The sequence below is a fragment of the Brevibacterium spongiae genome, from assembly GCF_026168515.1.
Lineage (GTDB): Bacteria > Actinomycetota > Actinomycetes > Actinomycetales > Brevibacteriaceae > Brevibacterium > Brevibacterium spongiae.
In genome coordinates, this window is sequence record NZ_CP093443.1 from 1,118,646 (window position 1) to 1,143,249 (window position 24,604).

Consider the following 24,604-nt stretch of genomic DNA (forward strand, 5'->3'; position numbering starts at 1 on the left):
CAACGGCGGGGCGCCGCCGGGGCACGGGTGGGGCCGTATCTCGTGTCAGTCGTTGGCATTAGGCTAGGGGACGTGTCCACCGCACTGTACAGAAGATACCGCCCAGAGACCTTCGACGAGGTCATCGGTCAAGAGCATGTGACCGATCCGCTGAAGGCCGCCATCGAACGTGGCCGCATCAACCATGCCTACCTGTTCTCCGGTCCGCGCGGGTGCGGAAAGACCACCTCGGCGCGGATCCTCGCACGGTGCCTCAACTGTGAGCAGGGACCGACTCCGGTGCCCTGCGGTGAGTGCCCGAGCTGCCGGGATCTGGCGAACGGCGGGCCCGGTTCGCTCGATGTCGTCGAGATCGACGCGGCCAGCCACAACGGCGTCGATGACGCCCGCGATCTGCGTGAGCGTGCGATCTACGCGCCCGCCCGCGATCGGTACAAGGTGTTCATCCTCGACGAGGCGCACATGGTCACGTCGCAGGGCTTCAACGCTCTGCTCAAGATCGTCGAAGAGCCGCCGCCGCACATCAAGTTCATCTTCGCCACGACCGAGCCGGAGAAGGTCATCGGCACGATCCGGTCGCGGACCCACCATTATCCCTTCCGCCTGGTGCCGCCTGAGGCCCTGGGCAACTACCTCGAGGATCTGTGCAATCGCGAGGGAGTGAACGTGGCCAAGGGCGTGCTGCCGCTGGTTGTGCGCGCCGGCGGCGGTTCCGTGCGTGACACCCTGTCGGTGCTCGACCAGCTCATCGCCGGGTCAGGTCCGGACGGAGTCGATTACGGACGGGCCATCGCGCTGCTCGGCTACACCCCGGATTCGCTGCTGTCCGATATCGTCGATGCCTTCTCCGCCGGCGATGGTGCCGGGGTCTACCGGGCCGTGGAGCGGGTCATCGAATCCGGCCAGGATCCGAGGCGGTTCGTCGAGGATCTGCTCGAACGCTTCCGCGATCTCATCGTCATCAACGCGGCCCCCGAGGCGGCCCATGCCTTCCTGCCCGAAGTGCCGCCGGACCGTTTGGAGCGTTTGACCCTGCAAGCCGCGGGCTTCGGTCAGGGCGAGCTCTCCCGTGCCGCAGACCTGCTCAATGTGGGCCTGACCGAGATGTCGGGAGCGACGTCGCCGCGGCTGCAGCTCGAACTCATGTGCGCGCGCATCCTGCTGCCCGGTTCCGGCCGCAGCCGTGACGCAGTGCTCAGCCGCGTCGAGCGGATGGAACGCCGCATCGGCATGTCCGCCACCGGTGTCGCCGCGAACGTGCCGCCGGCACAGGCTCCCGAACAGGGGCAGGCGCCTGGACAGGGGCAGGGCTCCGGGCAGGCACAGGCTGGACAGGGACAGGCTGGACAGGGACAGGCGCCTGATCACGGTAAGGTCGCCGATTCGCGCCAGGCACCGGACCCCGCTGCAGGTGGCGCCCCCACAGGACGAAGCGGCGGTGCCGCAGCGGCGAACGCACCTGCGGGATCAGCACAGTCGGGCGATCATGATGATCTCGACGACATCGCAGCCATGGCCGTCGCCGCCGAATCGATGCTCAATGCGCCCGCCGAACAGCCGCAGACGGGCGAACCACCGCAGCCGGCAGAGCCTTCGCCGGCGAACGCCGCAGAACCATCGCCGCGCATGCCGGATCCGGCCTCCGAACAGACGCCTGCACCGGAGTCTGCTCCGACGTCCGAGCGGGAGCCTATTCGCGGGCCTGAGCCGACGCCTGCTCAGGAGCCCGCCAGCCAGCAGCCAGGACCGAACACGCAACCCGCCGAGTCTGACGCGCAGCCCACCGAGGTCGGGCAGGCTGGGCCACGCGACCAGAACGCAGCCGCACCGACGACTCCGCAGAGGAACGACGCACCGCGGGCTGAGCGCAGCTCGATGCACGAACAGTCGACGTCCGCGCCGCAGGCTCCCGAGACTCGGCGTGAGCAGTCGGGATCTGAACCGGCACGCCAGCAGCCGGCGTCCGAACCTGCGCGCGAGCAGTCGCCCCCCGAAGCCGCCTCGGTGGCAGGTCCCGGCGATATCGGCGGAGAGATCGAAGCCATCCGCCGCGCATGGCCGAGCATCCTCGCCGCAGTCGAAAAACGCAGCCGCCTGACACGGGCGATCATCGCCGCCAACGCGATCCCGCAGTCATTCTCCGAAGGCACCGTCTACCTCGGCTTCAACAACCCCGGCTCAGTCCAGGGCTTCCAGCAGCGCGATCATGCAGCGAAGCTGGCCGCAGCCATCAACGATGTGCTCGGCATTCAGGCCCGCATCGACATCGGCGATGTCGGCCGCATCGGCGGAAACGCCGCGGGCGGAAACCCCCAGGGGAAGGGAGCTTCGGCCCCACCCATGAACGACGGGGGAGGAAACCACGGCCCGGCCCCGAGCCAACGGCGACCCACCCCGCAGGAAGTGGCCGCAGTCGTCGGCACCCGTGAAGTCGACAAACCCCAGGTCGACCACGAGAAATTCTGGGAACCCAGCGGACCCACCCAAGGCCCCTGGTCCTCCGACGACGAGGAGGGAGACCAGCCTGGCCCTCCCAACCAACCGACGACTGAGAACGGGCACTCCGACCACCCTGACCAGGGACACACAGCAGAGCCGCCTGCACCGGCGTCAACCGGTGCAGACCGGGACGACGAACCCACCCCGCACGGGGACGTAGTCGAGTCCACCCCCAGCGGTGACGCTGCCGAGCCGGAACCCCAGGCCGAACCGGTGGCAGCGACCGAGCCGGAGGCAGCGACCGCCGGGCCGGGATCGGAGTCCACCAGCGACGGTCCCGAACCAGGATCGCCGAACGACGCATCCGCATCGGAGGCTGCGACCCCTGAGATCGTCGTCCCCGACCTCTCCGACGATGATTTCTTCGGCGCACCTGCCGACGAGGCACCTGATTCGGCAGGAGACACCGGCAGATCCGAAGCTCCGCGTCCCTCCTTTGCGACCGAGCATGCTTCTGAACCCGATGACCAGCAGGTGTCGTCAGGTGACCAGGGTTCTCCGTCGGGAGCACGTGAACAATCGGCAGGCGATGACTATGCGCCGATGGAATACGTCGAACCGCGGTGGGACGAACCGAACTGGAACGACGGCCCCGGACCGCTCAATGACGGTCCCGCCGATGTCGACTCCACCAGCGCTGGCAGCGGAGCCGTCGACGTCGGAGCCGTCGTCGTCCCACCGCCCGATGACGACCTCGACTACCCGGACTTCACCGAGACGTCCGACGACTTCGGGACAGGCGCCTCGGCGCCGTCGGAACACTCTGCTCCGATCTCACCCTCCGGCCCGGGGCAATCGCGGACGAATGATGCGAAGCCCTTCAAATCACGCTTCGCCGCACTCGCGGCGAAACACGGTGTCACCACGACACCATCGAGCGGATCCGGTTTCGGTTCCTCCGCCCCACCCAACGGCGGCGGCGATGCCGGGCCGGGAAACGCCTCGGTGCCGGTGGATTCCTACCCGCAGAACTCGGGACCGGACGAGGACTACTATGATCCGGAAACGGACCTCGACGTCTCCGAGGCACCCCAGATCGGCGTCGACGTGATCGCACGCGTCCTCGGCGGCGAAATCATCGATGAAAGAGAAGTATGAGCGCTGTCTATGAAGGTGCCCTCCAGGACCTGGTCGAAGAGTTCGGCAAGCTTCCGGGCATCGGGCCGAAGTCGGCGCAGCGGCTGGCCTTCCACATCCTCCAGACCGATGCACAGGACGTGAATGCGCTGGCCCAGGCGCTCACGGACGTGAAGAAGCGGGTGCGGTTCTGTGAGATCTGCGGCAACGTGTCCGAAGACGCCGAGTGCACGGTCTGTCAGGATCCGCGCCGTGATCGATCGATGATCTGCGTGGTCGAAGAGCCCAAGGATGTCGTCGCGATCGAACGCACCCGTGAATACCGAGGTCTCTACCACGTCCTCGGCGGAGCGATCGATCCGATGGCCGGGGTCGGTCCGGACAACCTGCGGATCAAGGAACTCATGACCCGTCTGCAGGACGGTGAGGTCAAAGAGACCGTCATCGCCACCGACCCCAACCTCGAAGGCGAAGCGACCGCGACCTACCTCGTCCGGCTGCTCGGCACCCTCGGAGTGACGGTGACCAGGCTGGCCTCGGGTCTGCCCGTCGGCGGCGACCTCGAATACGCCGACGAAGTCACCCTCGGCCGGGCGTTCTCCGGTCGTCGCGAAGTCGACTGACCGCCTCGGCGAAGGGTGCGATCCGGTGCTCACGGACGCTGGAGTATAACGATTTCTGAACATGGGCTGAACGGCCGGTGCTCAACCCCGGCCTCGCCCATCAGCGCGCGGGACGACCGGGGTTCGGCTGGTGCGGTGTCAGGCCCGGTCAGAGGGTGTCTGAATGGCGGTCCGAGGTGAAGCGAAATGACCTACCTCATACAATGGTCGAGGTGCCGGGAGCCCGACACGGCTGAAATCCTGATCGATGCAGCACGAGACCTCCATGTTTGGAACCATGGAATCGATCGCCTGGCACGGAACTTATCAGCGATAAGGAAGATACTGCAGTGAGCATAGTCGTCCAGAAGTTCGGTGGGTCCTCGGTAGCCGATGCGGAATCGGTCAAGCGAGTGGCCAAACGAATTGTCGAGTACCGTCAAGCCGGCCACGAAGTAGTTGTCGTGGTGTCGGCCATGGGTGACAGTACCGATGATCTCATCGACTTGGCCCAACAGGTTTCCCCCATGCCACCCGCCCGCGAACTCGACATGCTGCTGACCGCCGGTGAGCGCATCTCGATGGCGGTCCTGGCCATGGCGATCGCCAACCTCGGCTTCGAAGCCCAATCATTCACCGGTTCCCAGGCCGGCGTCATCACCGATGAGCAGTTCGGCAAGGCCCGCATCATCGACGTCACCCCCGGCCGCATCCGGTCCTCCCTCGATGAGGGATACGTCGCCATCGTCGCGGGATTCCAGGGAGTCAGCCAGACCGCGAAGAACATCACCACGCTCGGCCGCGGCGGCTCCGACACCACAGCTGTGGCCCTGGCCGCCTCGCTCGATGCCGATGTGTGCGAGATCTACACCGACGTCGACGGCGTCTTCACCGCCGACCCGCGCATCGTGCCCACAGCACGCAAGATCGATGAGATCGGCTACGAGGAGATGATGGAGATGGCTGCCTCGGGCGCCAAGGTCCTCATGCTCCGGTGCGTCGAATACGCCCGCCGCTACAACGTGCCCGTGCACGTGCGGTCCTCATTCTCCCGCAATCAAGGAACCTGGGTGACCGACTCACCCATCCCCGAAGCCTTCCGACAGGGACGGGGATCCTCGACCCCGGCAGCGGAATCAGAAACGGAGCCCACCATGGAACAGGCAATCATCTCCGGCGTCGCTCATGACCGCTCGGAGGCCAAGGTCACGATCGTCGGAGTCCCCGACGTCCCCGGCAAGGCCGCCGAGATCTTCAAGACCCTGGCCAAGCAAGAGGCCAATATCGACATGATCGTCCAGAACATCTCCACCCGCGAACCGGGCAAGACGGACATCTCCTTCACCCTGCCCATGGACGACGGCGCCAAGGCGCTCGAAGCCCTCGACTCGGTGAAGGCCTCGATCGGCTTCGACCAGGTCCGCTACGACGACCAGATCGGCAAACTCTCCGTCGTCGGCGCCGGAATGCGCTCCCACCCGGGTGTGACCGCGACCCTCTTCGAGGCACTCAGCGAAGCCCAGGTCAACATCGACATGATCTCCACCTCGGAGATCCGCATCAGCGTCGTCACCCGAGCAGACCTGCTCGACGACGCGGTCCGTGCCGCTCACGCCGCCTACGGACTCGACAGCGAAGACAACGAAGCAGTGGTGTACGGAGGTACCGGACGATGAGCGTCAACGTAGGAGTAGTCGGAGCCACCGGTCAGGTCGGAGGCGTCATGCTCGACCTTCTGGCCGGGGACCCCGGATTCGAGATCGGCACCCTGAGGCTCTTCGCCTCGGCCCGGTCGGCCGGGAAGACCATCGATTTCAAGGGACAGCCGATCACCGTCGAAGATGCCGCCGAGGCGGACCCGTCGGGTCTCGACATCGCGCTGTTCTCCGCCGGTGGAGCCACCTCCCGGGCACAGGCCGAACGGTTCGCCGCCGCCGGAGTCACCGTCGTCGACAACTCGTCGGCCTGGCGCTCGGACCCGGACGTTCCGCTCGTCGTCAGCGAGGTCAACCCCGAGGCACTCGATGAGCTGCCCAAGGGCATCATCGCCAACCCGAACTGCACGACCATGGCCGCCATGCCCGTGCTCAAGGCCCTCCACGCGAAGGCCGGACTGACCCGTCTCATCGTGTCGACCTACCAGGCGGTGTCCGGTTCGGGCCTGTCCGGAGTCGAAGAGCTCGCCACTCAGCTTGAAGCCGGCATCCCCGATGCCCGCAAGCTCACCACCGATGGGTCGGCCGTGAACCTGCCGGCACCGGACAACTACGTCGAACCGATCGCGTTCAACGTCCTGCCGATGGCCGGATCGGTCGTCGACGACGGTCAGAACGAGACGGACGAGGAGAAGAAGCTCCGCAACGAGAGCCGAAAGATCCTCGGCCTGCCTGAGCTTCTGGTCGCCGGCACCTGCGTGCGCGTGCCCGTCTTCACCGGACACAGCCTGAGCATCCACGCCGAATTCGACTCCGAGATCAGCCCCGAAGAGGCGACGGAGATCCTCGGTCAGGCTCCCGGCGTCGTCGTCGACGAGGTTCCGACCCCGCTCAAGGCGGCAGGTCAGAATGCGAGTTTCGTCGGCCGCATCCGCGCCGACCAGTCGGCACCGGCCGGCAAGGGGCTCGTCCTCTTCGTCGCCAACGACAACCTGCGCAAGGGTGCGGCACTGAACACGGTGCAGATCGCGGCCCTGCTGGCTGCCAAGCTCGAAGCGAAGGCCGCCTGAGAGACTCAGCTTCTGCCCACCGGCGCTGATCGGTGAGACGCAGCGGCAGACGAACCGCCCGGAAGCAGGTGCTTCCGGGCGGTTCGTCGTTTCGAAAGTGCGTCCGGACACGACGCGTCTGCATCCGCGGGTTCAAAGAGGAGGCGACATATAGACGTGTTGCTATATATAAATATTTATATTAGTGGCGACTGGAGGATCTGAGTATTGTCGGCGATGTTGCACGCACACCATCGCCTCAGAAAGGCCCTTCATGCCGACTTCCCGCATCGCCCTCACCACCGGAGCCATCGTCGCCTCGACGGCGCTGGTCCTCAGCGGCTGCGGGGGAGGGCAATCCGGTTCCGACTCTGGACAGCTGCGGGTCGTGACCTCGACGAACGTCTATGCCGATATCGTCTCCCAGGTCGCCGGAGACCTCGCGGACGTCACCCCGATCATCGACGATCCGAACCAGGACCCGCACTCGTACGAGGCCACCACTCAGGACCGCCTCAAACTCTCCAAGGCCGACCTCGTCGTCGAGAACGGCGGCGGCTACGACGCATTCATGACCACGATGCTCGAAGCCTCGGGCGCTGAGGTCGAGACCATCGACGCGGTGGCGATCTCCGGACTGCCCGGTTCCGAAGACCTCGGCAACGAGCCCCACGACCACAGCCACGGCGAAGGCCACGAAGACGAAGAAGCCCACGGCGGCGGACACACCCACGACGAAGAGGACCACGCTGACGAAGGTCACGACCACTCCGAAGAGGGCCACGACCATGATCATGGTTCGTTCAACGAACATCTCTGGTACTCGGTGCCGACGATGACGAAACTCGTCGCCGAAGTGGAGCGCCACCTCGGCGAGGCCCTTCCCGAGCACAAGGACGAGTTCGCGGCCAATGCGAAGGCCTACACTTCCGAACTCGATGGGCTGCAGAAGACCATCGATGCGGTGAAGAAGGACCACGGCGGTGAGAAGGTCGCGGCGACCGAAACCGTGCCGCTGTGGCTGTTCGACGATATGGGGCTGGAGAACATCACGTCCGAGGAGTTCCTCGCCGCCGTCGAAGAGGGCAACGACGTGCCGCCGTTGGTGCTCAAGGCCGCGGAGAAGCAGATCTCCGAGGGGAAGGCCGTGCTGCTTGGATACAATACTCAAGCGGCCGGTCCGCAGGCGGAAGCGCTCAAGGCCACGGCCGAGAAGTCCGATGTTCCGATCATCGACCTCGGTGAGACCATGCCGGACGGTGAGCACTACTCGGATTGGATGGGCGACTACATCACCGACATCTCCACAGCACTCTAAGGACACAAGCACTGACTATGGCCAAAGAATCCGACGCTTCCGCGCAGGCGACGACCCGGGAGCCGGTGATTCGCCTGCGCGATGCCGAACTGCGGTTCGGTCCGCGCGTGCTGTGGCACGACCTCGACCTCGATGTCGCGCCGGGGGAGTTCATCGCCGTGCTCGGGCCCAACGGCACCGGCAAGACCTCACTGCTCAAGGTGCTGCTGGGGCAGAACTCGCTGTCGTCGGGCACCGCCGAGGTGGACGGACAGCCCGTGCATTCGGGCAATCCCGCCATCGGCTACATCCCCCAGCAGCGCGGAATCGACCCGCACACCCCGATGCGCGGCCGCGACCTCGTGCGCATGGGCATCGACGGCCACAAATGGGGGATGGGCCTGTTCTCTCGGGGGCGGCGGAAGAAAGTCGATGAACTCCTCGCCGCCGTCGGCGCCTCCGGCTATGCCGATGCCCCCGCCGGCACCGTCTCCGGCGGTGAGCTGCAGCGCCTGCGGGTGGCGCAGTCGCTGGCCAACGACCCATCAGTGCTGCTGTGCGACGAACCGCTGCTGTCCTTGGATCTGCACCACCAGAAGGTCGTCGCGGCGCTGCTCAACGAGCAGAGACTCAGGCGCGACACCGCGGTCGTCTTCGTCACCCACGAGATCAACCCGATCCTGCCGTATGTCGACCGCGTCCTCTACATCGTCGGGGGACACTTCCTCGTCGGCACTCCGGAAGAGGTGATGACCACAGAATCGCTGTCCCGACTCTACGGGTCCCCGGTCGACGTGGTCAGGATCGGTGGTCGCCTCGTCGTCGTCGGCGGCGAAGAGGAATGCGTCGACCATCACGACCTGCCCGATGACTCCGTCGACATCGACGGGACGGTGGTGAACCGATGAGCGTTACCGAGATCTTCGCCAACCTGTTCACCTTCGAGGACTACGGCGAACTCGTCGCCTTGCTGGCCAATTCGCTCGTCGCCGCCGCACTGCTCGGCGTCGTCGGTGGTCTCATCAGCGTCTTCGTCATGGCTCGGGACATTCCCTTCGCAGTCCACGGAGTCTCCGAGCTCTCCTTCGCCGGAGCCGCATTCGCCCTGCTCATCGGCTTCGACGTCGTCGTCGGTTCGATCGTCGGGTCCATCATCGCCGCCCTCATCATCGGCATCGGCGGGGCCAAGGACTCTGAGAAGAACGCCATCATCGGTGTCCTCATGCCGTTCGGTTTGGGGCTGGCGATCCTCTTCCTCGCCCTCTACGACGGGCGAGCGGCGAGCAAATTCGGGTTGCTGACCGGCCAGATCGTCGCCATCACCCCGGACCAGATCCTCACTCTCATCATCTGCGCCCTCGCAGTGCTCGTGGTCTTGGCGATCGTGTGGCGTCCTCTCATGTTCTCCAGCCTCGACCCGCAGGTGGCCCGTGCCAAGGGCGTGCCGGTGTCGGTGCTCACGATCGTCTTCATGCTCACTCTCGGGCTCGCGGTGGCGCTGAGCGTGCAGGTCGTCGGTGTCCTCCTCGTCCTCGCCCTGCTCATCACCCCGGCCGCCGCAGCCACCCAGGTCTCGGCATCGCCGGTATGGGTGCCGGTGCTCAGCGTCATCTTCGCCGTCATCGCCTCGGTGGGCGGCATCCTCATCGCCCTGGGGTCACCGGTCGTGCCGATCAGCCCGTTCGTCACGACGATCTCGTTCCTCATCTACGTGGTCTGCCGTTTCGCCGGCGGACGGCGAATGAAGTCCCTGCATCGTCGTCGCGCCGCCCGTGCCGCCGAGGAACACAACACCCCACTCACCACCCCCTAACTGCTACCTGACGGCGCCCCAGCAACGTGGCGCCACGTTGCTGGGGCGCCGTCAGGTAGCAAATGGGGGAGCGGATAGGATTGGGGGAATGAAGAAGCGTGCTCTCCTCGCCGGTGCTCTCGCCGCACCCGCGGCCGCCGGGATCTGGGGTGCGGTCATCGAACCCCACCTCTTCGCCACCCGTCGCCACACCCTGCCGGTCCTGCCAGCCGGGGCGAAGAGCATCCGGGTCCTCCACGTCGCCGACCTGCACCTGGCTCCCTGGCAGAAGCACCGCGCCTCCTGGGTCAAGGCACTCACCCGGCTCGAACCCGACCTCGTCGTCAACACCGGAGACAACCTCTCCGCCGATATCGTGCCGTCCGTCCTCGACGTCTTCTCAGGACTCCTCGACGTCCCCGGAGTGTTCGTCCTCGGCTCGAACGACTTCTTCTCCCCGCAGGCGAAGAATCCCGCGAAATACCTGCGCTCACCCTCGGAGGTCAAACATCGCGTCGACCCGGACCTCGACGTCAAGGCTCTCGTCCGCGGTTTTGAGGATGACACCGCGAACGGCGGGCGAGGATGGCACTTCCTCGACAACGCCGAGGCGAGTCTGACGATCAACGGAACCCGCCTCCACTTCTCCGGCCTCGGAGACGCCCACATCGATCGCGACCGCATCCGGTGGAGCGGCGGAGCGCCGGGGGAGGGGAACCTCGAGCATCCGCGCTTTGACCCGACAGCCGGTCTCAAGGTGGGCGTCACGCACGCCCCGTATTCGCGGACCTTGGAGGCGTTCGCCTCGGCGGGGGCGCATCTCATCATGGCCGGGCACACGCACGGCGGGCAGATCCGTGTGCCCTTCTGGGGTGCACCCGTGACGAACTGCGATCTCGATCGGGCACGCGCGAGGGGTGTTTTTGCCTACCGGGAAAGCCTCGTCGAGATTTCGGCGGGTCTCGGCTTCTCACCGTACTCACCAGTGCGTTTCGCGTGCCGACCGGAGGTCACCGTCCTCGAACTCGTCGCGGGAGCCTAGCCAGTTCAGCGATTTCTGAAGATTTGCACAAGGCGAATTCGCTAAACTGGCTTCCATGGTGTCTCCTGAGTCAAATCCCGCTCCGACCAAAATGGGCGCGTTCATGCAGTTTGTGGCCGTCAGCGCGGTCGCCGGCATCGTCGCCGCCGGTCTTGCCATCCCTGGGGTCGGTGTAGCCACGGCCAGCGCGAACAGCGCGGTCGAGATCTTCGATTCCCTGCCCGCCACCTTGGAGATCAAAGACCTCGGCGAGAAGTCGACGATGCTCGCCTCCGACGGGTCCGAGATCGCCGACTTCTACTGGCAGAACCGCCAAGAGGTGTCCCTCGACAAGATCTCGCAGGACATGCAGAATGCGACGATCGCTGTTGAGGACTACCGGTATTTCGAACATGGCGGCGTCGACATCGTAGGCATCGCCCGCGCGGCCGTGCACAATATGGTGTCCTCGACGACTCAGGGCGGATCGACGCTGACCCAGCAGTATGTGAAGAACGTGCTGGCCGAGAACGCGCACGCCGAGGAGAACGAAGAGGGTGTCGCGGCGGCCAAGGAGTCCGAAGGCACCGCCGGGTACGCACGTAAGCTGCGCGAGGCCAAGCTCGCTGTCGCGGTTGAGAAGAAGTACGACAAGAAGGAAATTCTCAATCGCTATATGAACATCAACAACTATTCGGGCTCCCCGAACGTCTACGGCGTCGAAGCCGCCGCCTACCGGTACTGGGGAATCCCCGCCAAGGACCTCAACATCCAACAGTCGGCGATGCTCGCCGGAATCGTGCAGAACCCCTCGGCTTTCAACCCGCAGCGGTTCCCCGATCAGGTGCTCAAGCGCCGCAACACCGTGCTCGGGCAGATGCTGAAGTACAACCACATCACGCAGAAGGAATATGACAAGGCGGTCAAGACCGATCTTGATCTCGACCTGCATGAGACGCCGAATGGCTGCTCTGCGGCCAAGAGCAAGGCCGAGTTCTTCTGCAACTACGTTCAGAACGTCATCATGAACGACGAGACCTTCGGCGAAACCGCCGATGAGCGGCTCGCGTTCCTCCAACGAGGCGGCCTGACGATCAAGACGAGCCTCAACCCCGATATCCAGAAGATCGCGGACAAAGAGATCAAGAAACGCGTCCCCGTCGGCGATCCCTCCGGTGCCGGTCACGCCCTGGTGACGATCGAACCGGGCACCGGTGAGGTCATCGCAATGGCCGAGAACCGTGACTACACGGTCGGCGACGTGAAGAAGAAGGACAAGAACAAGAAGACCTCGATCAACTACACCGTCGACAAGAAGCACAACGGCGGCGGCGGATTCCAGGTCGGTTCGACGTGGAAGCCCTTCGTGCTGACAGCATGGCTGAAAGCGGGCAAGAGCCTCAACACGACGGTCAATGCCACGAAGCGCAACTTCCCGGCCAGCTCCTGGAAGTACGAGGGCTGCCCGAACATGGCCGGCGACTGGGAGCCGAACAACGCCGGCGACGGTGAAGGCAAAGGCTCGATGACCGCGCTCGAAGCGACGAAGAAATCCGTCAACACGGGTTATGCGGCCATGGGCAACCAGCTGAACATGTGCGACATCATGGACACCGCGATGGATCTCGGCATCCGCTACGGCAGCGGTGAGACGCTGGACTTCAAGGACAAATCCGGCTTCATCCAGGCACTCTCACCCTCGTCGATCCTCGGTACGACAGAGACCACACCCATCGCCATGGCTGCGGCATTCGCGACCTTCGCGAATGAGGGCGAGTTCTGCGGTCCCAAACCGATCATCGAGATCAAGGACCGCAACGGCAAGAAGCTCGACCTGCCGGGCGAAGGCTGCAAACGCGTCCTCGACAAGGAAGTGGCCAAGGGCGTGGCGTACGCCCTGACGCAGACGTTCAACGGCGGTACGACCAGCTCGCTGAAGATCGGAGTCCCGGCCGGTGCGAAGACCGGTACGACGAACTTCGAAGTCGGTCACACCTGGCTGCTCGGGTTCACGAAGACGCTGTCGACGGCAGTCTGGACCGGTGACCCGGGCGGTACTCGCGACTGGCGCACGAACAGTGAGGGTGTCGTCCGCGGCCACGTCTACGGAGCGACCATCTCCGGTAAGACCTGGCAGGCGTACATGAGCCAGGCGGTCAAGGAGACCAAGGGCAACACCGGGTTCCCCAAGCCCAGCAGCAAGTACTTCTCAGGCGGCGGCTCCGGCGGTGGCGGCGGCTCGTCGTCCGGTACTAACCGCGGCGGAGGCGGCGGTGGCGGCACCGGTGGCGGAGGCGGCGGAAGCCAAGGCAACGGCGGCACCGGTGGCGGTGGCACCGGCGGCGGAGGCGGCAACAACGGAGGCGGCAACAACGGCGGCGGAAACGGCGGCGGCGGCGACGGCGGCGATGGCGGCGGCGAAGCTCCCGGCCTCGGCGGCAACTGAGCCGACCAGCCGCCGAGCCAACCGACCAGCCAGTCGGCTGAGCCGATGCGCCACAGTCCGTGAGGCGCCTCGGCGATCCCACCGGGAACACGGCTGAGAACCGCTCACAGAGTCAGAGGGCGGGGAGGATGCGACCATCCTCCCCGCCCTCAGGTGTGTCTGCACTCAACGGCAGTCCGCATTCCGTCAGGCGTGCTCACCAGAGTCGGACTGGGTTAGTCTGGGGACACCAACGCGCCGGCGTCCGTGCCGGGACTGACCTGCACAAGCAGAGAGCCGGCGCACCCGTCACCGAGGAGAATCATGACCAAGTGGGAATACGTCACCGTGCCGCTCATCGTCCACGCGACGAAGCAGATCCTCGATCAGTGGGGCGAGGACGGATACGAACTCGTCCAGGTCGTTCCGGGGCCCGACAACAACGGTCTCGTCGCCTACCTCAAGCGCCCGAAGGAATGAACTGACACAGCTGTCTCGACCTTAACCACATCGAAAGGGGAACCATGTCCCAGACCCTCGACCGCCTCGCCGAACTCGGTCTCGAACTGCCTGAGATCGCCGCACCCGCAGGTGCCTACGTGCCTGCCCTGCGCACCGGTAACTATGTCTACACCTCAGGCCAGCTGCCCGTCATCGACGGCAAACTGCCGGCCACCGGACATCTGGGCACCGACGTCGACCTCGACACCGGCTACCAGCTGGCCCGTACAGCCGGACTCAACGCCTTGGCAGCGATCGCCGGAGTCATCGGAGACCTCGACAAGATCGTGCGTGTCGTCAAGGTCACCGGCTTCGTCAATTCCGCCGATGACTTCACCCAGCAGCCTGCCGTCATCAACGGTGTGTCCGAACTCTTCGGAGAGATCTTCGGTGACCGCGGACAGCACGCGCGCAGCGCGGTCGGCGTGAACACCCTCCCACTCGGCACCCCCGTCGAGGTCGAGGTCGTCGTCGAGGTCGCAGGCGATGCCGCTTAGCGGACGCACCCTTCCCGTCTCGTCGGAACTGCGGTGGCTGCTTGACCACTGGCAGTCCGACGGACGGTGGCCCGTCCCCGAGGCGCCCCGCCCCACCTCGGCGATCGTGCTCATCCGAGACACCCCTGAGGGTCTGGAACTCTTCATCACCCGACAGCTCGACGCCCGCGGTGTCGAGGACCGGAATCGGTGGGCCTTTCCCACCAGCAGCCTGCGCCCGGGCGACGTGCGCAAGCTGCCTTTGGCCGGATGGAATTCGGCCCGCTGCGCCCGAGCGCTGAGCATTGAGAACAAGTCACGCGCCCTCCACCACTTCTCCGCCGCGGCCCGCATCACCTTCGCCGCGACCGGAATTCTGCTCGCCGAAGACGTCGATCGGGAGATCGTGGCCGCCCCGCAGACGGACTGGCGCTCCACCCGGTCGCGGCTGTTCTCCAATGAGGTCTCCTGGTCCCAGGTCCTGCGCGAGCGTGATCTGCGTCTGCGCCCCGATCTGTGCAAGCCATGGCTGCGCTGGATCAACACCCCCACCCAGCTGCACCGTTTCGACACGACTTTCTTCATCGCCACCGTGCCCTTCGGCCAGGACGTCGACTTCCTGTCCCCGAACGAAACCTCCGGCGGGTGGAAACGCCCTGGTCAGATCCTCGCCGAGGTCGGAGGCGACCCCAACAGCATCGGCGCAGCAGCCCGACTGATCGTCGAAAGCCTCGCCGAGGTCACAAGTGTCGGCGCGGCCATGGCCCAGATCCGCAACGTCCACCCCCTGCGTCCGGAGATCATCAACGACGACGGCGACTGGAAGGTCGTCATCCAGACCGGCAAGGACCCGCACAGCAAAGGATCGCTGCGCGACCGGGGAATCGCGGTGGGCGAGAGCGACACCGACCAGAACCCCGGCTTCCTGACCTTCAGCGGCGATGACGACGATGACGACAATACCGACGAGGAAAGTGAGGACTCATGAGAATCCGTGCGAACAATCCCGGCCCGATGACCCTGACCGGGACGAACACCTACGTACTCACCAGCCAGGACGACACCTCGGCGGTCGTCATCGATCCCGGTCCGGAGATGTCCGACCACCGGGAGGCATTCCTCGCCGAGGTGGCCGACCGGGACCTGCGTGCTATCGTGCTCACCCACCAGCACGCCGACCACTCGGAGATGCTCGGCAGCATCGACCAGTGGGCCCCCGAGGTGCCCGTCTATGCCGTCCTCGACCGCTTCGCCCGACACACGGAGCCGGTGAAAGACGGCGTTGTCATCGCCTTCGGTGAGACTCCCGCCGACGTTCTGCGCGTCGTGGCCACCCCCGGCCACACGAGCGACAGCATCAGCCTCATCCACGCCGGCACCCTCTACAGCGGCGACACGATCCTGGGGGAGGGGACGACGATCGTCACCCACCCCGAAGGTTCCCTGCGCGATTACCTGGACTCCCTCGACCGGCTGAAGTCGCTGCTCGACGACGGGGAGTTCGCAATCATCGAACCCGCCCACGGGGAGCGCATCGACGCCCCCGCCGAGGTGATCGACTACTACCGCTCCCACCGACGTGAACGCATCGAACAGGTCAAAGCGGCACTGGCGCAGGGAGCGAGCACCGCTGCGGAGGTGTGCGACATCGTCTACCACGACGTCGACGACAGCGTGCGGCCCGCCGCCGAACAGATCGTCAAGGCCCAGCTGGCCTACCTCGACGCTCTGCCCGCCGCCGACGACGCCTGAGCCTCCGTCGGCACACCACACCCGCCGCGAACACGCAGAACGCCCCAGCCGATCGGCTGGGGCGTTCCGCGTATGCGGGAGGATCAGCGGGCGCGGTTGCGCATCCGGTCCATGTCGAGGATGACGACGGAACGGGCCTCGAGGCGGATGAAGCCGCGAGCGGCGAAGTCGGCCAGAGCCTTGTTCACGGTCTCACGGGACGCGCCGACGAGCTGCGCGAGCTCTTCCTGGGTGAGGTCGTGGGCGACGAGGACGCCGTCCGGGGCCGGCTTCGAGAAGCGGGCGGCCAGGTCGAGCAGCGCCTTGGCGACACGGCCGGGCACATCGGAGAACACGAGGTCGCCGACGGTCTCATTGGTCCGGCGCAGGCGCTGGGCGAGGGCCTTGAGCAGGTTCATCGCGGCCTGCGGTCGCTCGTTGAGCCAGGTGGTCAGGTCCTCGTGCTTGAGGCTGAGCAGCTCCGACTGGGAGACAGCGGTGACGGAAGTGGACCGTGGGCCCGGGTCGAAGAGGCTGAGTTCGCCGATGAGCTCGCCGGGGCCGACCACGGACAGCAGGTTCTCACGGCCGTCGGAGGATTCACGGCCGATCTTGAGTTTGCCCGTGGAGACGATGTAGAGCTCATCGCCGGCATCGCCCTCATGGAAGAGCACGGTTCCCCGACGGAGACTCCGCGGGTTCATGAACTTCATCAATGCACTGGTGGCTTCATCGTCCAGACCTGCGAAGAGCGTCGCGCCCCGCACCACTTCAATATCCACTGGTTCCTCCTTGTCGTGATAATCACAGATAAATCTACCTGGTCATCTGCATCGATACCAGCAAAGACGCGGGAGTTTGGCCCATCAGTGAGAATTCCTTCGCCGAGGCGGCCGGCCCCCTCCCCGGGAAGTGTCCCTGCCTGTGCCCGCCGTCGTCGCCCTCAGCGACCGATGTGAGGCGGAGAACCGTCCGATGTGAGCGGTGCAACTGCGGAATTCCGGGGCACGGATTAGGATGGTGAGTCGTGTTGACGGTGGCAGAGAAGAGCGCGCGGAAGTTCGCGAAGGAGACCCCTCTGGGGCGGACGCGTCGGGCCCGGAAGATCCATCGGATCCTCGCCGAGGTGTATCCGAACGCGAAGTGCGAACTCGATTTCGAGACCCCGTTCCAGCTGCTCATCGCCACCGTCCTGTCCGCGCAGACCACCGACATCCGCGTCAACGCCGTCACCCCGGGCCTCTTCGCCGCCTTCCCCGATGCGCATTCCCTGGCGGTGGCCAACCTCATCGAGGTGGAGGAGCTCATCCGCTCCACCGGGTTCTACCGCGCGAAGGCGCGCAACATCGTCAAGCTCGCGAACGAACTCGTCGACGAGTACGACGGGGTGGTGCCGAACAGACTCGACAAGCTCGTCAAGCTCGCCGGAGTCGGCCGCAAGACCGCGAACGTCGTCCTCGGCAACGCCTTCGACACGCCGGGGCTGACCGTCGACACCCACATGGGGCGCCTGGCCCGGCGATTCGGCTGGACCGAGGAGACCGACCCGGTCAAGGCCGAACACGAGATCGCCGCCCTGTTCCCGAAGAGGGACCTCACCCTGCTCTCGCATCGGGTGATCTTCCACGGCCGTCGCATCTGCCACTCCCGCAGACCTGCCTGCGGAGCCTGCCCCCTGGCCGCCCTGTGCCCGTCGTTCGGCATCGGCGAACTCGACCCGGACAAGGCCCGTTCCATGCTCAGGTTCGAAATGGCCCCGGAAGCCACCGTCGCCGATGCGGCCGCCCCCGAATCCTCGAACGCTGCCACCTCTGACGCTTCCGAGCTCGACGCCTCCGAATCCGACGCCGTCGAGAACGACCGATGAGTGCCGGCATTCCTGAGCTGCCGCCCGAATCCGCGACCATCGCGGACGGTGCGCTGCGCGGTCAGCTTGAGAACCTGGCGGCTTCGCACGGATCCCCGTTGTGGCTGCGCAGACAGAAGAAGCTGCACGAGCGGGAGCAGGCCCGGGACGCGGCCGTGCTCATGCTCTTCGGTCGTGGGGGAGCACCCCGCACCGAGGCGGGACGAGCCGAGGCCGCGCGCCTGAGCGAACTCGGTGTCGGCGATGTCGACATCGTGCTGCTGCAGAGGGCTGCGACCCTGCGCCATCACCCGGGGCAGGTGGCCTTTCCCGGGGGCGGGCGCGACCCGGAAGACGATTCGATGGCCGCGGCCGCACTGCGGGAAGCAGAGGAGGAAGCGGGAATCGTCCCCGACACCGTCGAGGTGCTCGGGCAGATGGATCCGCTCTACATCCCCGTCTCGAAGTTCGAGGTCACTCCCGTCATCGGCTATTGGCGCGAACCGGGTGCGGTGCAGGTGATGGATCAGCGCGAATCCTATTCCGTCTACCGTGTCGCCATCGCCGATCTCGTCGCGCCGGCCAACCGCGGCACTTTCGCCCGCCCGGACCTGAAGATCTCCACCCCGGCCTTCGACGTCGGTGTGCTCAAGGTGTGGGGTTTCACCGCCGGCATCCTCGATTTCGCACTCGACCATCTCGGCTGGGCGGGGGACTGGGACAAGCAGGCTCCCATCGCCATCGACTTCTGAGACGACGAACCCGAACGTCGGCCGGATCTGTGTTCGTTCGGTGTTCAGCGCAGAGACAGCGGTGCTCAGCGCACAGACGAAGGCGGCGCCGGACGTGAAGTCCGGCGCCGCCTCGGCGTCTCAATCGATTGTCAGTGCTGGAGAGGTGTCAGTACCTGGGGCCCGAAGGATTCTTGATCGCGCGCTTGATCGATGCGACGAGCGATTTGGCCGAACCGATCGCGGTGCCAGGCACCGGGTTGCCCTTCTTGAACAGCGGAAGGGCGATGAGGACGAGGATGATCGCGAGAACGGCGAGGATGCCGAAGATGATGAGGAAGCTTCCCCACCATGGCCAGCCGAGTCCCTCATGGAAGGCCGCGGCTCCGGCGAAGATCACCATGAAGGAGGACAGGAAGAGGAAGAAGAGAGCGACGATGGCGAGACCGGCACCGATGCCCAGGTTCTTGGCACCGGCAGTGGCCTCGGCCTTGGCCAGAGCAATCTCTTCCTCGGCGATTGCTTTGGAATCGTCGCTGATGCCTTTGATCAGTTCGCTGATCGACCGTTCGGCCATGGGGAGCTCCTATATCGAGAACGAGGACAATCTAACTTAAGAGTAGTCTGAAGGCGCCCTGCGGCCAAAGGCGAATCGTCGGGAAACCGGGAAAACCCGTCGGATCCGGAAGCGCCGCGCACAGCACGGCAGCTTCTGTCACCGACGGGTCGTCCACTTGCCGGGGCTCCGTGGCCATCACTTACCCGGACACCGCAGCCATCAGGTCGGTTCGGTTCAGGACTTCGCCACGGACTTCTCGATGGTCTCCATCACCGAGGAATCGGCGAGAGTCATCGTGTTGCCGACCTCCCGGTTCTCGGCGACGTCCTTGAGCAGGCGGCGCATGATCTTGCCCGACCGGGTCTTGGGCAGATCCGTGACGATATGGACCTTCTTCGGCTTCGCGATCGGGCCGATGTCCTTGCCCACATGCTGACGCAGCTCCTCGGCGGTCTCCGGGGAGTCCTCGACGCCATTGGCGATGATGACGAAGGCGACGACGGCCTGACCTGAGGTCTCGTCGGCCGCACCGACCACAGCCGCCTCGGTGACCTTGGGATGAGCGACGAGCGAGGATTCGATCTCCGCGGTCGACAGGCGGTGACCGGAGACGTTCATGACATCGTCGACACGCCCGAGGAACCAGATATCGCCGTCATCGTCCCGACGCGCACCGTCACCGGCGAAGTAGGTGTCTTCGAACCGTGACCAGTAGGTCTCCTTGAAACGCTCCGGATCTTTCCAGATCCCGCGCAGCATCGACGGCCACGGACGGCGGATGACGAGGAGGCCGCCTTCGGGACCGGCTGGGTTCTCTCCCGAATCATCGACGACGTCGACGGAGATGCCGGGGATCGGACGCTGGGAGGAACCAGGTTTGGTCGAGAGCACTCCCGGCAGGGGAGCGATCATGTGCGCACCGGTCTCCGTCTGCCACCAGGTGTCGACGATCGGGCAGCGTTCGCCGCCGATGACGCGGTGATACCAGCGCCAGGCCTCCGGATTGATCGGCTCACCCACGCTGCCGAGCAGGCGGAGGCTGGTCAGGTCGTACTTGCCCGGGACCTCCTCACCCCACTTCATGCAGGTGCGGATCGCCGTCGGTGCCGCGTAGAGCGTGGTCACCTTGTACTTCTCGACGATCTCCCACCAACGACCCTGGTGCGGGGTGTCCGGGGTGCCCTCGTAGACGACCTGAGTCATCCCGGCGGCCAGCGGACCGTAGGTGACATAGGAGTGGCCGGTGACCCAGCCGACGTCGGCGGTGCACCAGAAGACATCGGTTTCCGGCTTGGCGTCGAACACCGCCTTCATCGAGTACAGCACCTGGGTGAGGTAGCCGCCGGTGGTGTGGAGGATGCCCTTCGGCTTTCCGGTCGTGCCGGAGGTGTAGAGGATGAACAGCGGATTCTCCGAATCGAAGAATTCGCATTCGTGCTGGTCGCTGGCCTGACCGACGCTTTGTTCCCACCACTGGTCGCGACCGTCGACCCAGTCGATGTCCTGACCGGTGCGCTTGACGACGAGGACATGCTCGACCGGGGTGTCGCCGTGGGAGAGTGCCTCGTCGACGGCGGGTTTGAGGCTGGTCGGCTTGGTGCGACGGTAGCTTCCGTCGGCGGTGATGACCACGCGGGCTTCGGCATCGATGATGCGCGAGCGCAGGGCATCGGAGGAGAAACCGCCGAAGACCACGGAATGAGCGGCGCCGAGGCGGGCGCAGGCAAGCATCGAGATGATCGCTTCGGGGATCATCGGCAGGTAGATCGCGACACGGTCGCCTGCCTTCACGCCGAGTTCGGTGAGCGTATTGGCCGTCTTCGATACCTCGGCGAGGAGCTGCGCATAGGTGAAGCTGCGGGAGTCGCCGGGCTCGCCTTCGAAGTTGATGGCCACACGGTCGCCGTTGCCGGCGATGACGTGGCGGTCGAGGCAGTTGAAAGCGACGTTGAGCTTGCCGCCGACGAACCACTTCGCGAACGGAGGGTTCGTCCAGTCGAGAACTTCACCGAAGTCCTCGTTCCAGTCGACGAGTTCACGGGACTGCTCGGCCCAAAAGCTCAGGTAGTCGGCTTCGGCACGTTCGTACTCGTCGGCTTTGACATTGGCATCGGCCGCGAACTGCTCGGGAGGAGCAAAGGTCTCTGTCTGCTCGGCAGTGGTTTCGGTCATTCTTCCCTCCGACTTCTTTGGTGGATCGAAAATCTAGTTGCACTGTATACCCGGCGGAGGGGGCGATGACGTGCAGTTTCGTGCGATGAACGGGGGAATCGGGGGTAGCCATGACGGTAATTCAGTGGTATGGGTCACAGTCGAATCGGGGTGTACGCCGGTGACGGTGGGCCGCCTCGGCGGGGATGAGGGCTGCCCTGAGGGCGGTTCGGATTGTGCATATGAGTGCGCAGACACCCTGTGTTCTGCAAGGATGGGGGTCAGAGTCTGTCGGGATCCGTCCTGTGCAGGCGCAGCAACACTGTTCATTTTCCCCAAGATCGAGTGGAGTGAGCGATGAGTTCGCCGCAGCATCCAACCGGGTCCGGCCCACAGCCGTGGCAGGATCAGCCCCCGCAGTATCCAGGCCAGAACGCACCTCAGGCCGGCGGTCAGCCGCCCGCCTACGGATCCGGTCCGGGACCGGCAGCTTCGGGTCCCGGCCAGGCCTACGGCTCAGCGCCCGGCCCCTATGGCTCGGCACCGGGCCAGAGCGCCCCGGCCCCGGGACCCTATGGTTCGGCACCGGCGCAATACGGTTCGGGACCTGGCCCCTACGGCTCCGGCCCGGGACCGTACGGATCGGGACCCGGTCCCTATGGTTCCGGCCCCGGCCCCTATGGTTCCGCACCCGGACAGTTCGGTCAGGCTCCTGCGCCCAAGCAGAAGACCGGTCCGGGCCTGCTGGGCCCGCTGACTCTGCGTGACCTCTTCCTCCTGTTCGCGGGACTGCTCGCGCTCATCGCGCTGTTCGTGCCGTACCGCGGCTACAGCGTCATCACCACCACCGTGTGGCACTGGAACGTGGCAGACATCAGCGCGCTTGTGTTCAACCTGCTTGCGCTGCTCGTCGTCGCCGCAGCGGTTCTCGTCAATAAGTTCGGCAACGGCCGACTGCGGATCGGGTCTCTCAGCCTCGATCAGTTCATCTCTGTGCTCACTGCTGTGGCGTTCACCTATGCGTTCGTCGACCTGCTCACCTCAGCGGTGTACTGGCGCGTCGGCTCCTACTTGGCGTTCTTCGCCGCCCTCATCGCCTTCTTCGCGGGCGTTTTCACGATGCTGCCCTTCTTCGCCAAGGAGTTCGACGGGCGCGAGGCCATCGACACTCACCCGAAGGCACGTCCGGTATCCAAGCACACGCAGCACCCAGCGCCAGTGGCCAATGTCCCCGGCGGCAATGCCGGCGGCCCCGGTTTCGCTCCCTACGGTTCGGCTCCGGCCGGTGCCGGTTTCGGTCCGGGCAATGGTCCCGGACAGCCTGAAGCGGGCCAGCCAGGTGCCGGTCAGCCAGGTGCTGGTCAGTATGGAGCCGGTCAGTCCGGTGCCGCCGCATTCGGTGCCCCCGGTCAGCCCGGTCAGCCGGGACAGTCGGATCAGCCGGGCCAGCCAGGCCAGCCGGGCCAGCCCGGTCAAGCAGGCGGCGACCAGTTCGGTCAGAACCAGAGCCCATTCGCAGCTCCCGAACAGCAGGGCCAGCAGCAGTTCGGCCACCAGGCCGACCAGCAGGCCGACCAGCAGCGGTTCGGTCAGCCAGACGAGGCACAGCAGCGCAACCCCTACGCTCCGCCGGAGCAGCAGGAAGCCGGCCATTCGGCCAGCTCGTTCGCGGCAACTGCGACCGAAACACCGGCCGAAACCCCGGCTGAATCCGCGGACGGACCCGTCCACAGCACCGGCGACGGACCGACGTACCTCGGTCGTCGCGATTCGCAGGCGCCGCAGCATTCGCAGAGTGAGCCGACCCAGGCCTTCGGCGTCGGTGCCGGCCAGGACCACGCCGATGCCCGTGGCGAAGAGGCGACCATGGTCGACCAGCCCGCAGTGAACGACGGGCCGGCAGTCAACGACCAGCAGTCCGAACAGCGGCCCGCCTCCGGTGATGAAGGACATTCGGGTGCTGCGGCAGCTGCCGCAGGTGCCGGTGTCATCGGTGCCGGTGCAGCAGCGGCAGGCGTCGCGGCCGCGAATTCGGACTCCGAACGCCGCCGCGGGCGCCATTCCGCACCGGAGGCAGAGACCGAAAGAACGACTGACGCCCAGGATTCGGTGAAGTCCTCCGGAACCGGGGAGACCGCCCCGACTGCATCGGAGACCGCTCCGACCGCATCGGAGGCAGAGAGCGAGTCGGCGAGCGCCGCCTCGCCTGCCGAGAGCAGCGACCTCGTGTCGAAGGTCAACTCCAAGACCTCGGATACGAACGCTCGGGCCTCCGAGGCAGCGACCATCGGCGGAGGAGACGCGCAGGCGACGCCTTCGACCGATTCAGCACCCGAGTCTGTCTCGGACTCAGCATTCGAGCAGACATCGGACTCCGCGAAGCAGTCGGACGCGGCACAGTCGGACGCGGCACAGCGATCGGAGGCCACTGAGCAGTCGTCGAAAGCCGCGACCGACCGGTCATCGCAGAACGACTCCGGACAGACTTCTGAGGGATCGGCTGCGCGTTCGGGCGAAGGCGTCTCTGCAGGCGATGCCGACGACGATGCGAACATCCGGTCCACCGAGGCGACCGTCGTGAGCACCCCCGCGGGTGGGAACGTCGTCTCATCTGAGGAAGACGACCGCTCCCGGTCGGGTGCTGATGATGTGCCGTCGACGGACCAGTCCGCTGCTCGCACGGAGCGCACCGAAGCTCCCGAGAGCGAAGAGCCGACGCAGTACGTCCCCGTCGCCGATTACCGCAACCGTCCCGAGACCGGCAACTCCGAGAGCCCGCGGTCGGACCGTTCGGATGAGGACACCGTGGCTCAGACAGCCATCGACAATGAGCCGGTTCCGGCCGACGCGGGCCAAGGCAGCAACCAGGCGGGCCAGGGAAGCAAGCAGGCATCCCAGGACAGCGCCCAGGCCGGCCAGGGCGACAACCAGGGCAACCAAGACGGCGGCCGTTCCATCGTCCAGGCGTTCTGGTTCGCCGTTCCCGAACCGCGTGAAGCCGTGGATCCGACCACCGGGCTGCCGGTGTTCACGATCTACCCGGGCGACTGGTACCTCAGCCTCGAAGACAACGGCTCCTGGTTCAAGGTCCGCGACTCCGACGGCAGCGTAGGACTCCTGCGCAATATCGAAGGCATCCAGCGCGGCTGAACCGGACCGCATCCACTCGCACACCTGCGCTGTGGATGACAT

General features: G+C 65.7%; 19 protein-coding genes. 16 read left to right on the forward strand and 3 right to left on the reverse strand.

The features are described 5' to 3' along the window. Window positions 1-72: 72 nt before the first annotated feature. From L1F31_RS04955 to L1F31_RS05015, 13 genes are all read left to right on the forward strand, one after another. On the forward strand, window positions 73-3,597 hold the full coding sequence (locus L1F31_RS04955) for a DNA polymerase III subunit gamma and tau (protein ID WP_265419565.1): 3,525 nt from the start codon (window positions 73-75) through the stop codon (window positions 3,595-3,597). Beyond that, window positions 3,594-4,199, forward strand: a complete 606-nt coding sequence (gene recR, locus L1F31_RS04960) for a recombination mediator RecR (protein ID WP_265419566.1) — start codon at window positions 3,594-3,596, stop codon at window positions 4,197-4,199. The genes L1F31_RS04955 and recR overlap by 4 nt, the downstream gene beginning before the upstream one ends. Before the next feature lie 329 nt (window positions 4,200-4,528). Then, window positions 4,529-5,854 carry an aspartate kinase gene (locus L1F31_RS04965; RefSeq protein WP_265419567.1) on the forward strand — a complete coding sequence of 442 codons (1,326 nt, stop codon included), beginning with the start codon at window positions 4,529-4,531 and terminating at the stop codon, window positions 5,852-5,854. Next, window positions 5,851-6,903 (forward strand): aspartate-semialdehyde dehydrogenase, encoded by a 1,053-nt coding sequence (locus tag L1F31_RS04970; RefSeq protein WP_265419568.1) that lies wholly within the window; start codon window positions 5,851-5,853, stop codon window positions 6,901-6,903. The genes L1F31_RS04965 and L1F31_RS04970 overlap by 4 nt, the downstream gene beginning before the upstream one ends. A gap of 253 nt (window positions 6,904-7,156) precedes the next feature. After that, on the forward strand, window positions 7,157-8,200 hold the full coding sequence (locus L1F31_RS04975) for a metal ABC transporter solute-binding protein, Zn/Mn family (RefSeq protein ID WP_265419569.1): 1,044 nt from the start codon (window positions 7,157-7,159) through the stop codon (window positions 8,198-8,200). A gap of 17 nt (window positions 8,201-8,217) precedes the next feature. Further along, on the forward strand, window positions 8,218-9,087 hold the full coding sequence (locus tag L1F31_RS04980) for a metal ABC transporter ATP-binding protein (RefSeq protein WP_265419570.1): 870 nt from the start codon (window positions 8,218-8,220) through the stop codon (window positions 9,085-9,087). Beyond that, window positions 9,084-9,992 carry a metal ABC transporter permease gene (locus tag L1F31_RS04985; RefSeq protein ID WP_265419571.1) on the forward strand — a complete coding sequence of 303 codons (909 nt, stop codon included), beginning with the start codon at window positions 9,084-9,086 and terminating at the stop codon, window positions 9,990-9,992. The genes L1F31_RS04980 and L1F31_RS04985 overlap by 4 nt, the downstream gene beginning before the upstream one ends. An 88-nt stretch (window positions 9,993-10,080) precedes the next feature. Beyond that, window positions 10,081-11,013: a metallophosphoesterase gene (locus L1F31_RS04990; RefSeq protein WP_265419572.1), complete on the forward strand. Its 933-nt coding sequence runs from the start codon at window positions 10,081-10,083 to the stop codon at window positions 11,011-11,013. Between the two features lie 103 nt (window positions 11,014-11,116). Beyond that, window positions 11,117-13,438, forward strand: a complete 2,322-nt coding sequence (locus tag L1F31_RS04995) for a transglycosylase domain-containing protein (RefSeq protein WP_265419573.1) — start codon at window positions 11,117-11,119, stop codon at window positions 13,436-13,438. 303 nt (window positions 13,439-13,741) lie between these two features. Continuing rightward, on the forward strand, window positions 13,742-13,897 hold the full coding sequence (sp36, locus tag L1F31_RS05000; protein ID WP_009883339.1) for a Sp36 family protein: 156 nt from the start codon (window positions 13,742-13,744) through the stop codon (window positions 13,895-13,897). Between the two features lie 44 nt (window positions 13,898-13,941). Further along, complete coding sequence (locus L1F31_RS05005; protein WP_265419574.1) at window positions 13,942-14,415, forward strand: RidA family protein; 474 nt, start codon at window positions 13,942-13,944, stop codon at window positions 14,413-14,415. Next, window positions 14,405-15,382 carry an NUDIX hydrolase gene (locus L1F31_RS05010; RefSeq protein ID WP_265419575.1) on the forward strand — a complete coding sequence of 326 codons (978 nt, stop codon included), beginning with the start codon at window positions 14,405-14,407 and terminating at the stop codon, window positions 15,380-15,382. The genes L1F31_RS05005 and L1F31_RS05010 overlap by 11 nt, the downstream gene beginning before the upstream one ends. Then, complete coding sequence (locus tag L1F31_RS05015; RefSeq protein WP_265419576.1) at window positions 15,379-16,146, forward strand: MBL fold metallo-hydrolase; 768 nt, start codon at window positions 15,379-15,381, stop codon at window positions 16,144-16,146. Before L1F31_RS05010 ends, L1F31_RS05015 begins: the two co-directional genes overlap by 4 nt. 83 nt (window positions 16,147-16,229) lie before the next feature. Here L1F31_RS05015 and L1F31_RS05020 read toward each other — a convergent pair whose 3' ends face one another. Further along, entirely contained in the window at window positions 16,230-16,907 is a 678-nt protein-coding gene (locus L1F31_RS05020; protein WP_265419577.1) for a Crp/Fnr family transcriptional regulator, read from the reverse strand. Between the two features lie 245 nt (window positions 16,908-17,152). Here L1F31_RS05020 and nth point away from each other — a divergent pair, with 245 nt between their 5' ends. Then, window positions 17,153-17,992, forward strand: coding sequence for an endonuclease III (nth, locus tag L1F31_RS05025; RefSeq protein WP_429860945.1), 840 nt, complete (start codon window positions 17,153-17,155; stop codon window positions 17,990-17,992). Further along, window positions 17,989-18,723 (forward strand): NUDIX hydrolase, encoded by a 735-nt coding sequence (locus L1F31_RS05030; RefSeq protein WP_265419578.1) that lies wholly within the window; start codon window positions 17,989-17,991, stop codon window positions 18,721-18,723. Before nth ends, L1F31_RS05030 begins: the two co-directional genes overlap by 4 nt. 148 nt (window positions 18,724-18,871) lie before the next feature. On the opposite strand, the gene L1F31_RS05035 is transcribed toward L1F31_RS05030, so the two are convergent. Then, window positions 18,872-19,279, reverse strand: a complete 408-nt coding sequence (locus L1F31_RS05035) for a phage holin family protein (RefSeq protein WP_265419579.1) — start codon at window positions 19,277-19,279, stop codon at window positions 18,872-18,874. 216 nt (window positions 19,280-19,495) lie between these two features. Beyond that, window positions 19,496-21,433, reverse strand: a complete 1,938-nt coding sequence (gene acs, locus L1F31_RS05040; RefSeq protein ID WP_265419580.1) for an acetate--CoA ligase — start codon at window positions 21,431-21,433, stop codon at window positions 19,496-19,498. Between the two features lie 336 nt (window positions 21,434-21,769). On the opposite strand from acs, the gene L1F31_RS05045 reads away from it, so the two are divergent. Then, on the forward strand, window positions 21,770-24,562 hold the full coding sequence (locus L1F31_RS05045; protein WP_265419581.1) for a hypothetical protein: 2,793 nt from the start codon (window positions 21,770-21,772) through the stop codon (window positions 24,560-24,562). Window positions 24,563-24,604 lie beyond the last annotated feature (42 nt).